We start from the raw sequence: 13,082 nt of genomic DNA on the forward strand, positions 1-13,082 counted from the left end.
ATGCGAGAATCCCAGCCCATGAGCCCGCAAGACTACGTCCAGCAAAAAGCCGCCGCCTCGGGCAGCAGCTTTTATTACGCCTTCCTCTTCCTCCCGCCGGAGCGCCGTGCGGCCATCACCGCCTTTTATGCCTTTTGCCGCGAAGTGGACGACGTGGTCGACGAAATCAAAGACCCCGGCGTGGCCGCGACCAAACTCGCCTGGTGGCAAAAAGAAGTGATACAAGCCTACGCAGGCCAGCCCAGCCACCCGGTCATGCACGCCCTCATGCCCCTGGCCCCCGCCTTCGGCATCGAAAGCCGCCACCTGATGGCCGTGATCGAAGGCTGCCAGATGGACCTGAACCAAACCCGGTATCTGGACTTTGCAGGCCTGACGACATACTGCCACCTGGTGGCAGGCGTGGTGGGCGAAGTCGCCGCCCGCATCTTTGGCCAGACAGACGAGGCGACCACGGCCTACGCCCACAAGCTGGGCCTGGCCTTTCAGATGACCAACATCATCCGCGACGTGGGCGAAGACGCCATGCGCGGGCGCATCTACCTGCCGCTGGACGAGCAGCAGCGCTTTGGTGTCAAAGCCAACGAACTGATGCAGCGCGACTATTCAGACCGCTTCACCGCGTTGATGAAGTTCCAGACCGACCGCGCCCACGCCCTGTACGACGAAGCCCTGGCCCTGCTGCCCGCAGCCGACCGCCGCGCCCAAAAACCCGGCCTCATGATGGCCAGCATCTACCGCACCTTGCTGCGCGAAATCGAAGCCTCGGGCTTTCAGGTGCTGCACCAGCGCATTGCGCTCACGCCGCTGCGCAAGCTGTGGCTGGCTTGGAAGATGCAGGCGCTGGGGCGGTTTTGAACTGAATTCACCCAAACCTATTACGATAAAAATTCAATACAAAACAATAAATTATTATTGTTTAAATTTAATTTTTGAGTTCCAATGCACTCTTTTCACAAGGAGGCACGGCATGAACTCACCCACATCACTCACTTCGACCCACAACGCGAAACTGCGCCGCAAAGTCGTCACGGTCATCTGGTCCTTGCGGGTCGTGGCTTGCGTTTACACCGCATGGGTGTTCTGGCTGATCGTTCGGCCATTACGGCGCACACCGGCCTTTTTGGAACGCTTGGGCAACTACTGGCAACGTGACATGAGCGACGCTCAAGACTGGCAAGTCTGGAGCGTGGTGACGCTGGACTTGGCGCTGTTGACCATCTTATTGGCAGCCATCGTTTGCTTGTGGGTGGCTTCACGGCATTTGCTGAGCGACATGAGCTTGACCGCCACGGCCAGCACTTGGCTGCGGCGCGGTGCCTGGGCGGGCCTGATCTGCACCGTGCTGAGCATCCTCACCCGCCCATTCATCAGTTACCTCTACACCCTGCACCTGCCTGCTGAATCACGCCTTTGGTTGTGGAACATCAACCCCAGCGACTTGCTGGGCCTGCTGATTTGCGGCGTCTTGCTCATGCTGTCGTACCTGATGGCTTGGATGTCAGAAATCGCCGAAGAAAACAAGGCGTTTGTCTGATGCCCATCGTCGTCCAACTCGACCTGATGCTGGCACGCCGCAAGATGCGCTCACGCGACCTGGCCGCCGCCGTCGGCATTACCGAAGTCAACATTTCCCTGCTCAAGTCCGGCAAGGTCAAAGGCGTTCGCTTTGACACGCTGGAGCGCATCTGCGAAGTCTTGCAATGCCAGCCGGGGGATTTGTTGGTTCATGAACCCCAACCACCCGAGGCAACATGATCCGACTGCGCACCCTCACACTCCTTTTGTCTTTGGCCCTCTTGAGTGGTTGCGGCATGCTGCACAGCGTGGCGCAAAGCGGCAAATTGCTCGCCCCTGAAAGATTTGGCCTGATCCCCATTGCGCCCCATTTGTATGTCGAGGCCGGAACCGATGAAGCCACGCGGGATCGACTGCGCGCAGACATGGACCGCGCCGAAGCAGCCATCCTCAAGGCCTACGGCAGCGTCAGCGCACGCCCCACCGTGCAGGCCTGCATCACCGAAAACTGCTATGCCTCCTTCGGCGGGCGCGACGAAGTTGCCAAGGTTTTCGGCCAACGCATCTTGCTGTCGCAGCGTGGGTTGAACTGGCACTTTCTGGCACACGAATGGTCACACGCAGAAATGAGCACACGCCTGAGACTACTGGCCTGGAAACGCATGCCTCAGTGGTTTGACGAAGGTCTGGCCGTGACCATCAGCGAAGCGCCCGAGCACTCAGAAAACCATTGGCAATTTCTGATCAGCACCGACATCCCCCGGCCCACTCGCGACGAGTTGCTCACCTACCAATCCTTGCAGCAATGGCTGGCTGGCGTTCACCGCTTTGGCGACGACAAAAACTTTGAACGCGTGGCACAAGGCCAACCCACTCTCAGCCCCGTCTATGCCGCCGCCGGGCACGAAGTGCGCCCCTGGCTGGCCCAAGTCGGTAGTCAAGGCTTGCTGCAAGTCATTCAACGCATGAACAAAGGCATGGACTTTGAAGCCGCATACGCAAATCAAAAGCAAACTCCATAAACACCGACATTAAATTCGTATCCCAATTGATACAATCAGCCATGAAGACGATTTACACCACCGAAGTCTTTGATGTGTGGTTTGAGTCCCTGAAGGACCGACAAACGGCCAGGCGCATTCAGGCCCGTATTGATCGCGCTGAAGAAGGCAACTTCGGTGACTACAAGGCAGTGGGCGAAGGTGTGTCCGAAATGCGCATCCACCATGGCCCAGGCTTTCGCGTGTATTTCACACAGCGCGGCATGGAAATCGTGATTCTTTTGGCCGGGGGCGACAAATCCAGTCAAACCCAAGACATTGCAACGGCGCACGAACTCGCGCGTCAATTGAAGGAGTAAGGACATGAGCACACTCAAGCTCCGCAAATGGGACAGCGCCGAACACCTCAAAACCGAGGAAGATATGGCGCTTTATCTGGAGGCTTGCCTGCAAGAAGCTGGAGACGATGCTGCATTTATCGCCAAAGCACTGGGCCAAATCGCCCGAGCCAAGGGCATGTCTCAACTTTCTCGGGATACGGGCCTAGGCCGGGAAAGCCTTTATAAAGCCCTCTCGGGCGAAGGCAATCCCAGCTTTGCAACGATCCTGAAAGTCACCTCGGCCTTGGGCATTCGGCTGCATGCGCAAGCGATTCAAACGGCCTGATCACCAACAAGGCATTCGCCTCAACCACAACGATTCAGGTCCTCACTTCATCGCCCGTGCCTGAGCCTGCGCGGGCCGATCCAGACAAACTTTGAGCCAGCTCGACACCGCTGGGTATTGGGCCAGCAACGCAGCCGCCGGGCGCACCCAGCTGGCCACGCTGGCCACACATACATCGGCCACGGTGAAACGGTTGGCGGCCAAGTAAGCCTCGCCTTTGGCGTGCTGGGCTTGCAGGTGTTTCTCCAGCACGGCCAGTGGCACTTTCAGGCGGCTCTCGGCCTTATCCGCCAGCTCGGGCTTGCGCTGGTCTTCGGGCATGGCCATGCGGTGCATCAGCACCGTGAGCGCATCCGCCTCCAACTCAGACACTGTCCAAAAACTCCAGCGCAAGGCCTCGGCTTCTTCGCGGGGCGTGGCGGGCGCAACCGTTTGGCCGTCGGCTTTGCCATGCACACGGGCGATATACAAGGCGCAAGCCATGCTCTCCCACACGGTGATGGCGCCCTCGGCACGCTCGTCGATCAGGACTGGAATATGGCCATTCGGGTTGATCGCCAAAAACTCGGGCGTGCGGGTTGCGCCACCCGCGTAGGGTGTGGAAATGAGATCGAACGGCACACCCAACTCCAAAGCCGTCCAGATGGGGCGTGCAGCGCGCGATGGGCCAATGCCGTAAATCTTCAAAGTCATGTCGGTCTCCTCAGGGTTGGTAATCTGGCCAGCTGGCGCACAGCGCGTGCAAGTCTCGCACGTCCAAATGTGGGCGCATGTCGCCATGGGTCCATTCGTGGCCTTCGCGGTTGAGCCAGGCCACCTGCATGCCTGCGGCCAAAGCGCCCACGCAGTCAGCGTGCGCGTCGTCGCCAATGTGCAGCACCTCGTGGAGCTGTACACCTGCCGCTGCCGCGCCAGCCACAAAAATACGCAAGTCCGGCTTGGCCACTCCCAAAGACTGGGCACTCACGCTGGCGTGAAAGTGCTGGCCAATGCCGACGCGATGCACGTCGGCATTGCCGTTGGACAAGGCAACGATCGGGTACTTGGCACTCCAAAAACCGAGGGCAGGCAAGGCGTCGTCAAACAGGTCCACCCGCTGGCGCTCGGCAAAAAACACCTCAAAAGCGGCCTCAGCCAAGTGCACCGGGTCACCGGCTTGCTGCAACAAGGCGCGTATCGACTGCAGGCGCAAAAACGACAGATCGTGCGCCCGATCGGCATGGCGAGCATTGATCTCTGCGCGAATGGACTGCTTTAACGCCAAGTCGGCTGACAAGGCCGCCGTAACAGGCGCGTGGTCAGACAGCCAAGCCTGCAAAGCAGCTTCGGCTCGGCCAATCGTGGGCCAAACGGGCCACAAGGTGTCGTCCAAATCGAGGGAAATGGCTTTGATTTTTGAAATGTCAATCATGGTGGTGGGAGAATAACGCATGGCATTCCAAAAAGAACCCTCCTTCCAGCATGGTCAGGCCCCCCGCACGGCGGTGCTGTATTGCAACTTGGGCACACCCAGCGCGCCCACGGCGCCAGCGCTTCGCAAGTACTTGGCTGAATTTTTGGGCGACAGCCGCGTGGTCGAAATCCCCAAACCGATCTGGTTGCTGATCCTGCACGGCATCATCTTGCGCGTGCGCCCCGCCAAATCGGCGGCCAAATACGCCAGCATCTGGACCGAGGGGGGTTCGCCGCTCAAAGTTTTTACTGAAAAGCAAGCCCAGTCGCTGGGCACGACCCTGCAAGAGCGCGGCCACAGCGTCACCGTGCGTTACGCCATGCGCTACGGCCAGCCTTCCATTCCAGAGCAACTGCAAGCACTCAAGACTGAAGGTGTTCAGCGGGTGCTCATCGTGCCTGCTTACCCTCAATATAGCGGCACCACCACCGCCAGTGTGTTCGATGCCGTTTACCACTGGGGCCTGAAAACACGGCTCATCCCCGAGATGCGCTTTGTCAACCACTACCACGACGACCCGCGCTACATCGCTGCGCTGGCGCAAACGGTTCGTGAACACTGGGCTGCCAATGGCCAATCCGAACAATTGGTGATGAGCTTCCATGGCGTGCCCGAGCGCACCCTGCACTTGGGCGACCCTTACCACTGTGAGTGCATGAAAACGGGTCGCCTGCTGGCCGAGGCGCTCGGCCTGTCCAAAGACCAATACAAACTCACCTTCCAATCGCGCTTTGGCAAAGCCAAGTGGCTGGAGCCCTACACCGAACCCACACTGGTGGCCATGGCACAGCAAGGCGTGAAAAAGGTGGATGTGATCTGCCCTGGCTTTACAGGCGACTGTCTGGAGACACTGGAAGAAATCCAGCAAGAAGCGAAGGAAGCCTATCTGCACGCGGGGGGCGAAAGCTTCAGTTACATCCCCTGCCTGAACAACCACGCGCAGTGGATCGATGCCCTGGCCGACATCAGCCTGGACCACATGCAGGCTTGGGACTTGTCAACACCCGACACCAAGACGCTGGCTGCCAGCCGCGAACGCGCATTGGCACATGGTGCCAAAAACTAATCAGATTTTTTTGGCCACCGTCTCTGAGACCCCCTCATTTGGGGGTTAGAATACCGATCAGTCGGAGCGTAGCGCAGCCTGGTAGCGCATCTGCTTTGGGAGCAGAGGGTCGCGAGTTCGAATCCCGCCGCTCCGACCATTTCATTCAATGCCCAACCAGCGCACTGAACACATTGAAACCAACAACAAAGGCCCATCAAGGGCCTTTTGTGTTTATTCTGCGTTTTATTTCTGCCCGTAGCTCAGTTGGATAGAGCAACAGCCTTCTAAGCTGTGGGTCACAGGTTCGATCCCTGTCGGGCAGACCATTTCCCCAATCCTGACTCAGCGTTAGCCTCGTCGAAAATTAAGGATTGCCCCATCAAGATCAGCGTCATAAGGGTCAAACCCTTCAGTTGGTGTAACGCACAGCTGGCTGAGTCTGGCCCAGCAGGCTGGGCAGAGTCTTCCAAGCCTCTGTGATGTCCTTGATGAGGCTTTGAACTTCTTCGAGCGCTGTCAGATCATTGTAGGCATTGATATGAAGCAAGCGGCGGGTCACATAGGCATACAACTCGTTGAGGTTTTGAGCCAACTCGCCACCGCGCTCGAAATCCAGCGCCCCCTGCAAACCCACCACAATGCGGCCTGCGCGTGACAAGGCTTTGGACTTTTCTTCAATGGCGTTGTTCTGAATGTGACCCTTGGCCGAAGACAAGCTTTCGGTCAAGCCGTCAAACAGCATCTGGATCAGTTGGACATTGTCAGCTGTGGCAACACCTGTCACCACTTGTACCGAACCGTAACTTTGAGCCGCTCTTGAATATGCACGCATGGTGGAAAACCTTTTATCAACTGCTTGTACAAACAGTATCGGAAAGGCTGGAGGAAACTTGAGCCCCCAAGACGCAACAAAGGACAAAAACTCAAGGCATCAGAGGGGGCACCAGAACGGGCATCTCGGCACCAGGCCGTGGCATCAAGCTGACCGACAAGGGCTGGGCCAAATTCACCATCGCTTTGCCGTAGAGGGTTTGGCCCACTTCATCAAGGGCAAAACGAACCGCTTCGAGCTGATCTGCAAGCAACTGGACACTGTCCAGGCCACATTTGTAAAGGGTGTTGACCTGTGCTGAGGGCAGCCATGACTCCACTGGACCGCGAGCGGTGTTGATCAACTTGGTGTTTTTGGGCTCAGCCATCGCGCCCATACGACCGTCATTGACGCCCTCTTGAAAAATCGCGTCAACGTGCTTGTGCAAAACCATCTCATAGGCCAGACGAACTTCATCGAGCAGATCAGGGTCGAACCCCTCAGGCACCCGGCCTGTCATCGCATCCCAGAGCTTTTTTGAACTCAAGCCTGCAAAAGGCCCTGATGGAACCGCCTCTTTTTGAGATTTCAGCGACTGGCTGAACTGACGGGTTTGCTTTTCGAGGTTGTTGACCCGGTCAAGCAGGTAAATGATGCACACCAAAAGCACCAAGATGCCCATGGCCATCAAAGCAGACACAAAGGCATCCATAAGGGTCCACTCCAAATCCGTAAGTCAAGACTTCAGGGTATCCCTGAAGCGGCCTCATCGTCGGGTGACTGGGCCAATTCATCCCGCAAAAACTGCAAGACTTGGAAAGGCTCAGCCAGTTTCAACTCGTAGTAGCACAGTTGATTGGCCAAGCCCTGCATGGTCTCTATGGCCTTGAGCGCAGGAATTTCAGCGCGCTGATAGCGCCCACCCAGAAAATAAGCTTCGTGAGAATACTCTTCGGGCAGGTAAACATAAACCTCGTTCTCGCCCGCCTTTATTTTTTGGAACAAGGAAGGTTCAGGCTCCGGCGGCTTCTCATTTCCTTTGGCGATGGCCACAGACGCCAACTCCTGCCAGGCGGACGTTTGTTCTGCGCCTGTTACAAACGATTTGTCCAGGTGCGCACGACACAGCAGACCCATGCGCATGCGTAAGTTCCTGCTTTCTCGAGAATCCGATTCAGAAGCGATGAGTTTTTCGAAAAGCGCTTGCGCCTTCCTCATTTCTTCTTCAGGATTTTTTTGGGAAAAAAGGGAAAAAATAGACGCCATGGTCTTTTAATTTTATCATTCCCTCATCCGACCTGGAGTGTGTGTCGCAGTTTTTTGACCACAGTAGACAAAATCTGACTCACCCGTGACTCGCTCACGCCCAACACTTCACCAATCTCTTTCAGGTTCAACTCTTCCACATAGTAGAGATTCATCACCAGCTTCTCGCGCTCAGGCAAATCGTCGATGGCGCCCACGACAGCGTCCATGAATTGGGCCTCCTCCACCATGACCTCAGGCTGCATTGAGCTGTCCCCCGGCATGCTCATGACCTCGTCGCTGACCACTTCCATGGAATAAGTCTCGAAACGCTTGGCCTGGCCACGTTCACGTTGGAAATCATCGAGTTCCTTGCCCATGAACAAGGCCAGCTCGGACTGGGTGGGCGCACGGCCCAACTCGGCGGCCAAGACATGCACCGCCTCGTTTTCACTTTTGTTGAAAGCCACAGCTGAGCGGGGCAAAAAGGACTGCCTGCGCACCTCGTCCAGGATGGCCCCACGTACACGGCTCAATGCAAAATGCTCAAACTCGAAACCTTTTGTTGGATCGAACGAGCGTGCGGCCTCAATCAGCCCGACCATCCCCACCTGGATCAGCTCGTCGAGTTCCATGAAGGGGGGAACACGGGCCTTCAGGTGAATGGCCACACGCTTGACCATCGGCATGTGCTCGATAATCAATGACTCGTGGCGGTTGTCCACTTGTTCGTAAAGAGATATGGAGTTGGACACGTTGATCACCTCAGCGCAGTGACGCGCAGCATGCGCTCGGCGAAAAACTGCAGTCGTCCCGACGGTCCATCCACGGGCGGTAGCCGATCGATGGCATCGGCCAAAGCCCGAAAATCGCGAGATGCGGCGCTGCCGGGGGCAAACTCAAGTACCGACTGGTACTTGCGCAAGGACTGCAGGACCAACTCATCGGCCTCAATGGACTGCAAAAACCTGACCGAAACCCCCAGGAAACGGTTGCACACATCGTTCAGGCGGCGGTGCAATTGCCTTCCCTCGTGCGCATTGCCCACCATGTTCGGGATCAGGTAAATCTCATCCAGCGACTGCTCGGTGGCCATGACCTTGATCAAGCCGTAAGCATCGGCAATGGACGACGGCTGGTCACACACCACGACAAAACGACGCTGGCAAGCGGCCATGAAATCGAGCACGGCCGGGGCGATGCCCGCCGCCACATCCACCACCAAGTAATCCACGGGCTCTTGCAGGGCGTCAAAGGCGCGAACCATGCTGGCGATTTGCTGGGTACCCAGCGCCGCGATGTCACGCAAGCCAGAAGCACCCGGCACCAAGCGAACGCCCTGCTTGGTGGTCACCAACACTTCATCCAGCGTTTTTTCGCCGTTGAGCACATGGCTGATATTGAAAGGGGCATAAGCACCCAATGCAATTTGGGCGTTGGCCATGCCCAGGTCGGCGTCCAGCAACATGACCTTGTGGCCACGCATGGCCAAGGCCACCGCCAGATTGATGGACACCGTGGTTTTGCCAGCTCCCCCCTTGCCGCTGGCCACACCAATGACCTGAGGAAAAATGGACTTATCCATGCGCAACTTTCAAGGTAGAAGATGCTTTGGTGGAGGGTCGTCGCGAGGGGGTCTTGGGCAGGCTGCTCATGAAAGTTGGGATCACGATGTCTTCATCCACCAAGTTTTTGCCACGCAACTTCGCAGCCTTGGTGAGGGTTTTAGGCGCTTTGGCAGCCGGTGGCTTTTTGGCGTGGGAAACGCGGACAGGTGCATGGGGCGTAACAGGCTCCAACAAAGGCACAGGCATCGCGGTCTGCGCAACGGGCTCCAGCGGCATATGCTGTACCAAAGGGGTCAGCGCCAATTGCACCAAACGCGACGCATCAAAAGGCTCTGCCGCATGATCAATGCGGCTGGAACCCGCCACACAGGAAACCCCCAAGGGCTGCTCGCTCAAGCCCTTGATCAGCGCCCAAGGATAAGCGGCCTCGTCCACCTTGCTCAACATCAAGGAGGACCAGCTCAAAGCAGAATTTTGAAGAATCTTTTGCACACTGGTCACTGTAGCATCAACCGGTAACACGGCATGGCGCAAAACCTTCGGATGCTCGGTTTGCAGCAACTCGGCTTGGGCACAGAAATCGGTTCCGCATGTGTCGATCCAGACCGTTTTACCTTCCAGCTCCTGCAACAAGATACGTAACATGTCCGAGTTGGCGGCGCGCATGCAAGCCACACCCGACTGGGCCGCCAACAACTGCATCTGGGCCCAGGCACCGGGGCGCTGATCGGCAAAACTGACCATGACCTGGTTTTCGACTCCGTGGACTTGCGCTGCGGCGCAGGCCAAGCGACCCACCATGGAGGTTTTTCCAGAACCAGAAGGGCCGCACAAGGCATGAACGCCAGATTCAGGGGGCGTCATGGCTGCACGATTCAAAGCACTGACCAGCAGACCCTCCATCACGGGCCAAGCGTCCTGAACGCTCTCAAGCTCCTGGATGCTGTCGGTCAGCAAAGCGCGCAGGCCCGCGGGCACACCCACTTCGCTCATGGCCAAAGACAATTGCTGGATGGCGGGTGACAACCGCAGGCCATCTTGCCAAGGCATCATCTGTCGCGACAGGCTGAAGTCCTTGCGCAGCGCGGCTATTTCTTGGCGCAGCATTTCCACGATTTCCTGGCTGCGTTGGCCATCATGGCGCAGTTGCTCAGCTTGTGCCTCCACCTCATTAACCGCCGGGGCTGGCACCACGGCTTGTGGCGCGGCCACTGCCGCTCCCTGCAGCAGACCCAGATCAGGCAAGGACGCCGCCTCGGGCAACAAAGGCGCTAAAGAGCTGGCGCTTTGGAACAACTTGGAAAACGGCACAAAAGGCGCCGCTGCTGCGTCTTGGCCGTTCGCCTCAACAACAGCCGGAGCGGACACTTCTGGCGCCGGTTGGGCATCCAGGTCCACGGCCACGATCAGCTCGGTCTGATTGTCCAGGCGCTGAGTGGAGATGATCAACACGTCCGATCCGTACAACTGGATGGCCTTTTCGTTGGCAGAGCGACTGTCGCGAGCGAGGATGCGTTTGAGTTCCATGATCTATCAGGCTTTGGTAACGGAAGGGTTGTTGCGGGGATCGGCTTGCACGGTGTTGATTACTTTGACCGGCTGGTCGTCCGGAATTTCGCTGTAAGACAGTACCGTCAGGTCGCTGACACGAAAGCGCACGGCCTTGGACATCCAAGGGCGAATCGCAGGCGACACCACCAACACAGCCGGAAAGCCCTGCTCTTCGGTGGTGCGGGCACTTACGCGCAAAGCGGTAAAGAGGCTTTCGGCCAGACTCGGCTCCAGCACCATGCCAGACGAGCCATTGTTTTGTTGGAGCACGTTGTGCAACAACTGCTCCAATTGAGGATCCAAAGTCAGCACCGACAAGGTGTCGCGGTTTTCCAGCAAGCCCTGAACGATCATGCGGCCCAGCTTGGGGCGAACCAGCTGCGCCAACTGGTCGGGATCTTGCGTGCGGCCACTGACCTCGGTCAAAGCCTCCACCACCGTGCGCATGTCGCGAATCGGCACAGATTCTTGCAACAAGTTTTGCAACGTGCGGGTCACCACGCCCAAAGACAACTTGCCAGGCACCAGCTCTTCGACCAGTTTGGGCGACTTGGCCGCCAGCTTGTCCAGCAGTTTTTGGGCTTCGTCGTGGCTCAACAACTCATGGGCGCTGTCACGCAAAACCTTGTTCATGTGGGTGGCAATGGCCGTGCTCGGGTCCACCACCGTGTAGCCCAAAGCGCGGGCCTGATCGCGCCAGGCCGGCTCGATCCAGACCGCCTCCAGACCAAATGCAGGCTCCTTGGTCGGTTGGCCTTCGACCTTGCCATACACCTTGCCGGGGTTGATCGCCAGCTCGCGGCCCACTTTCACTTCGCCACGGCCACGCACCACACCATTGAGGACAATGTGGTACGCATCCGGCTCCAGGTTCAGGGCATCGCGAATGCGCACCGGCTGCACCAAAAAGCCCAACTCGGCCGACAATTTCTTGCGCACACCCTTGACACGCGCCATCAACTGACCGCCCGACTCCTGGTTGACCAAGGGAATCAAGCCATAACCAATTTCCAGGCCAATCAGATCCACCTGCTCCACATCGTCCCAGTCCAGCTCCTTGGGTCCTTCATTGGCGGGCAAAGCGGGTGCGGCCAAACTTGTCTCCGTTTGCATCTGCTTGCGCAACACCATGAAGCCCATCCCTGCTGTGGCGGCGGCCAGCGTCAGGAACACCAGATGGGGCATGCCTGGCACCAATCCCAAAATGGTCAAAATGCCGGCCGAAATGAACAACGCCGGCACATTCGAGAATTGGGCGCTCGCTTGCTCGGTCATCGACTCGGAGGTCGTTACCCGGGTCACGATGATGGCGGTGGCCAGTGACAGGAACAAAGAAGGAATCTGGGCCACCAGGCCATCACCGATGGTCAACAGGACATACAACTTGGTCGCCTCGCCCACGGGCAAGTTGTGCTGGCCAATGCCGATGGCCAAGCCCCCGACGATGTTGATGATCAAAATCAGCAGGCCGGCAATCGCATCGCCACTGACGAATTTGGAGGCACCGTCCATGGAGCCGAAGAAGTCAGACTCTTGGGCCAATTCTTCACGGCGTTTTTTGGCGGTTTCCTGATCGATCACGCCAGCGTTCAAGTCGGCATCGATCGACATCTGCTTGCCGGGCATCGCATCCAGGGTGAAGCGGGCATTGACCTCGGAGACACGACCCGCGCCCTTGGTGACCACAAAAAAGTTCACGATCATCAAGATCACGAAAATGATGAAACCCACCACATAGTTGCCGCCGATGACGAACTCGCCGAACGCCGCAATCACTTTACCGGCCGCATCAGGACCCTCATGGCCGTGGACCAGCACCACACGGGTGGACGCCACGTTCAAAGCCAGCCGCAACATGGTGGCAAACAGCAAAACCGAGGGGAAAGACGAAAACTCAAGCGGTTTGCGGGTGCCGATCGCGATCATGATCACCACCAAACTGATCATGATGTTGAAGGTGAACAAGATGTCCAGCAGCAAGGGCGGCAATGGAACCACCAACATCGCCATGATCAACAGGACCAGAACGGGCAAGCCCAAACCCGCCAGATCGTAGCGCGACAAATTCTGTCGGATCGTTGACAGGGTCAAGGTGTTCATATTCAAAAGGCCGCTGTTTGAAGGAGGAAAATCAAGGTTTACCGGTTTCTCAACACCATGAAGCAAGCTGTGTGCCAGCCAGATTGACAGCACCGGACCCCAAACCACGACTTTGGAGCGA

The 13,082-nt window shown here is 57.6% G+C and carries 16 protein-coding genes and 2 tRNA genes; 9 read left to right on the plus strand and 9 right to left on the minus strand.

What is annotated here, in order from left to right:
• The first annotated feature begins 18 nt into the window (after positions 1–18).
• The 6 genes from hpnD (at position 19) to B9Z49_RS04395 (ending at position 3,185) form a co-directional block, all read left to right on the plus strand.
• Positions 19–858, plus strand: coding sequence for a presqualene diphosphate synthase HpnD (gene hpnD / locus B9Z49_RS04370; RefSeq protein ID WP_108352196.1), 840 nt, complete (start codon positions 19–21; stop codon positions 856–858).
• A 112-nt stretch (positions 859–970) separates the two neighbouring features.
• Positions 971–1,537 carry a hypothetical protein gene (locus tag B9Z49_RS04375; protein WP_108352197.1) on the plus strand — a complete coding sequence of 189 codons (567 nt, stop codon included), beginning with the start codon at positions 971–973 and terminating at the stop codon, positions 1,535–1,537.
• Complete coding sequence (locus B9Z49_RS04380; protein WP_108352198.1) at positions 1,537–1,758, plus strand: helix-turn-helix transcriptional regulator; 222 nt, start codon at positions 1,537–1,539, stop codon at positions 1,756–1,758. The genes B9Z49_RS04375 and B9Z49_RS04380 overlap by 1 nt, the downstream gene beginning before the upstream one ends.
• Complete coding sequence (locus B9Z49_RS04385) at positions 1,755–2,540, plus strand: hypothetical protein (protein ID WP_108352199.1); 786 nt, start codon at positions 1,755–1,757, stop codon at positions 2,538–2,540. Before B9Z49_RS04380 ends, B9Z49_RS04385 begins: the two co-directional genes overlap by 4 nt.
• A gap of 41 nt (positions 2,541–2,581) precedes the next feature.
• On the plus strand, positions 2,582–2,878 hold the full coding sequence (locus B9Z49_RS04390; RefSeq protein WP_108352200.1) for a type II toxin-antitoxin system RelE/ParE family toxin: 297 nt from the start codon (positions 2,582–2,584) through the stop codon (positions 2,876–2,878).
• A 4-nt stretch (positions 2,879–2,882) separates the two neighbouring features.
• Entirely contained in the window at positions 2,883–3,185 is a 303-nt protein-coding gene (locus B9Z49_RS04395) for an addiction module antidote protein (protein WP_108352201.1), read from the plus strand.
• 42 nt (positions 3,186–3,227) lie between these two features.
• On the opposite strand, the gene B9Z49_RS04400 is transcribed toward B9Z49_RS04395, so the two are convergent.
• Positions 3,228–3,878 carry a glutathione S-transferase family protein gene (locus tag B9Z49_RS04400; RefSeq protein WP_108352202.1) on the minus strand — a complete coding sequence of 217 codons (651 nt, stop codon included), beginning with the start codon at positions 3,876–3,878 and terminating at the stop codon, positions 3,228–3,230.
• A gap of 10 nt (positions 3,879–3,888) precedes the next feature.
• Positions 3,889–4,596: an HAD family hydrolase gene (locus B9Z49_RS04405; protein WP_108352277.1), complete on the minus strand. Its 708-nt coding sequence runs from the start codon at positions 4,594–4,596 to the stop codon at positions 3,889–3,891.
• A 19-nt stretch (positions 4,597–4,615) separates the two neighbouring features.
• On the opposite strand from B9Z49_RS04405, the gene hemH reads away from it, so the two are divergent.
• From hemH to B9Z49_RS04420, 3 genes are all read left to right on the plus strand, one after another.
• Positions 4,616–5,704 carry a ferrochelatase gene (hemH, locus tag B9Z49_RS04410; protein WP_108352203.1) on the plus strand — a complete coding sequence of 363 codons (1,089 nt, stop codon included), beginning with the start codon at positions 4,616–4,618 and terminating at the stop codon, positions 5,702–5,704.
• Between the two features lie 62 nt (positions 5,705–5,766).
• Positions 5,767–5,843, plus strand: a tRNA-Pro gene (locus B9Z49_RS04415).
• Between the two features lie 92 nt (positions 5,844–5,935).
• A tRNA-Arg gene (locus B9Z49_RS04420) sits at positions 5,936–6,012 on the plus strand.
• Positions 6,013–6,095: 83 nt separating this feature from the next.
• On the opposite strand, the gene fliS is transcribed toward B9Z49_RS04420, so the two are convergent.
• The 7 genes from fliS to flhA form a co-directional block, all read right to left on the minus strand.
• Positions 6,096–6,518, minus strand: coding sequence for a flagellar export chaperone FliS (gene fliS, locus B9Z49_RS04425; protein WP_108352204.1), 423 nt, complete (start codon positions 6,516–6,518; stop codon positions 6,096–6,098).
• Positions 6,519–6,609: 91 nt separating this feature from the next.
• Positions 6,610–7,209, minus strand: coding sequence for a hypothetical protein (locus B9Z49_RS04430; RefSeq protein WP_108352205.1), 600 nt, complete (start codon positions 7,207–7,209; stop codon positions 6,610–6,612).
• Between the two features lie 32 nt (positions 7,210–7,241).
• The gene (locus tag B9Z49_RS04435; protein WP_146188459.1) at positions 7,242–7,763 is read right to left on the minus strand and encodes a hypothetical protein; all 522 of its coding nucleotides are present in this window, start codon (positions 7,761–7,763) and stop codon (positions 7,242–7,244) included.
• A gap of 23 nt (positions 7,764–7,786) precedes the next feature.
• Positions 7,787–8,497 carry an RNA polymerase sigma factor FliA gene (gene fliA, locus B9Z49_RS04440; protein WP_233254501.1) on the minus strand — a complete coding sequence of 237 codons (711 nt, stop codon included), beginning with the start codon at positions 8,495–8,497 and terminating at the stop codon, positions 7,787–7,789.
• A gap of 5 nt (positions 8,498–8,502) precedes the next feature.
• A complete protein-coding gene (locus B9Z49_RS04445) occupies positions 8,503–9,327 on the minus strand; it encodes a MinD/ParA family protein (protein ID WP_108352208.1) in 825 nt (274 codons plus the stop codon).
• Positions 9,320–10,837 (minus strand): hypothetical protein, encoded by a 1,518-nt coding sequence (locus B9Z49_RS04450; protein ID WP_108352209.1) that lies wholly within the window; start codon positions 10,835–10,837, stop codon positions 9,320–9,322. The genes B9Z49_RS04445 and B9Z49_RS04450 overlap by 8 nt, the downstream gene beginning before the upstream one ends.
• A gap of 6 nt (positions 10,838–10,843) precedes the next feature.
• Complete coding sequence (gene flhA, locus B9Z49_RS04455; protein WP_108352210.1) at positions 10,844–12,961, minus strand: flagellar biosynthesis protein FlhA; 2,118 nt, start codon at positions 12,959–12,961, stop codon at positions 10,844–10,846.
• Positions 12,962–13,082 lie beyond the last annotated feature (121 nt).

The sequence above is a fragment of the Limnohabitans sp. 2KL-51 genome (genome assembly GCF_003063645.1).
Classification (GTDB): Bacteria; Pseudomonadota; Gammaproteobacteria; order Burkholderiales; family Burkholderiaceae_C; genus Limnohabitans_A.

What these genes read in the sequence shown, in the direction of transcription:
- hpnD (WP_108352196.1), top strand. Translation starts at nt 19, where the DNA reads ATGAGCCCGCAAGACTACGTCCAGCAAAAAGCCGCCGCCTCGGGCAGC.
- B9Z49_RS04375 (WP_108352197.1), top strand. Translation starts at nt 971, where the DNA reads ATGAACTCACCCACATCACTCACTTCGACCCACAACGCGAAACTGCGC.
- B9Z49_RS04380 (WP_108352198.1), top strand. Translation starts at nt 1,537, where the DNA reads ATGCCCATCGTCGTCCAACTCGACCTGATGCTGGCACGCCGCAAGATG.
- B9Z49_RS04385 (WP_108352199.1), top strand. Translation starts at nt 1,755, where the DNA reads ATGATCCGACTGCGCACCCTCACACTCCTTTTGTCTTTGGCCCTCTTG.
- B9Z49_RS04390 (WP_108352200.1), top strand. Translation starts at nt 2,582, where the DNA reads ATGAAGACGATTTACACCACCGAAGTCTTTGATGTGTGGTTTGAGTCC.
- B9Z49_RS04395 (WP_108352201.1), top strand. Translation starts at nt 2,883, where the DNA reads ATGAGCACACTCAAGCTCCGCAAATGGGACAGCGCCGAACACCTCAAA.
- B9Z49_RS04400 (WP_108352202.1), bottom strand. Translation starts at nt 3,878, where the DNA reads ATGACTTTGAAGATTTACGGCATTGGCCCATCGCGCGCTGCACGCCCC.
- B9Z49_RS04405 (WP_108352277.1), bottom strand. Translation starts at nt 4,596, where the DNA reads ATGATTGACATTTCAAAAATCAAAGCCATTTCCCTCGATTTGGACGAC.
- hemH (WP_108352203.1), top strand. Translation starts at nt 4,616, where the DNA reads ATGGCATTCCAAAAAGAACCCTCCTTCCAGCATGGTCAGGCCCCCCGC.
- fliS (WP_108352204.1), bottom strand. Translation starts at nt 6,518, where the DNA reads ATGCGTGCATATTCAAGAGCGGCTCAAAGTTACGGTTCGGTACAAGTG.
- B9Z49_RS04430 (WP_108352205.1), bottom strand. Translation starts at nt 7,209, where the DNA reads ATGGATGCCTTTGTGTCTGCTTTGATGGCCATGGGCATCTTGGTGCTT.
- B9Z49_RS04435 (WP_146188459.1), bottom strand. Translation starts at nt 7,763, where the DNA reads ATGGCGTCTATTTTTTCCCTTTTTTCCCAAAAAAATCCTGAAGAAGAA.
- B9Z49_RS04445 (WP_108352208.1), bottom strand. Translation starts at nt 9,327, where the DNA reads ATGGATAAGTCCATTTTTCCTCAGGTCATTGGTGTGGCCAGCGGCAAG.
- B9Z49_RS04450 (WP_108352209.1), bottom strand. Translation starts at nt 10,837, where the DNA reads ATGGAACTCAAACGCATCCTCGCTCGCGACAGTCGCTCTGCCAACGAA.
- flhA (WP_108352210.1), bottom strand. Translation starts at nt 12,961, where the DNA reads ATGAACACCTTGACCCTGTCAACGATCCGACAGAATTTGTCGCGCTAC.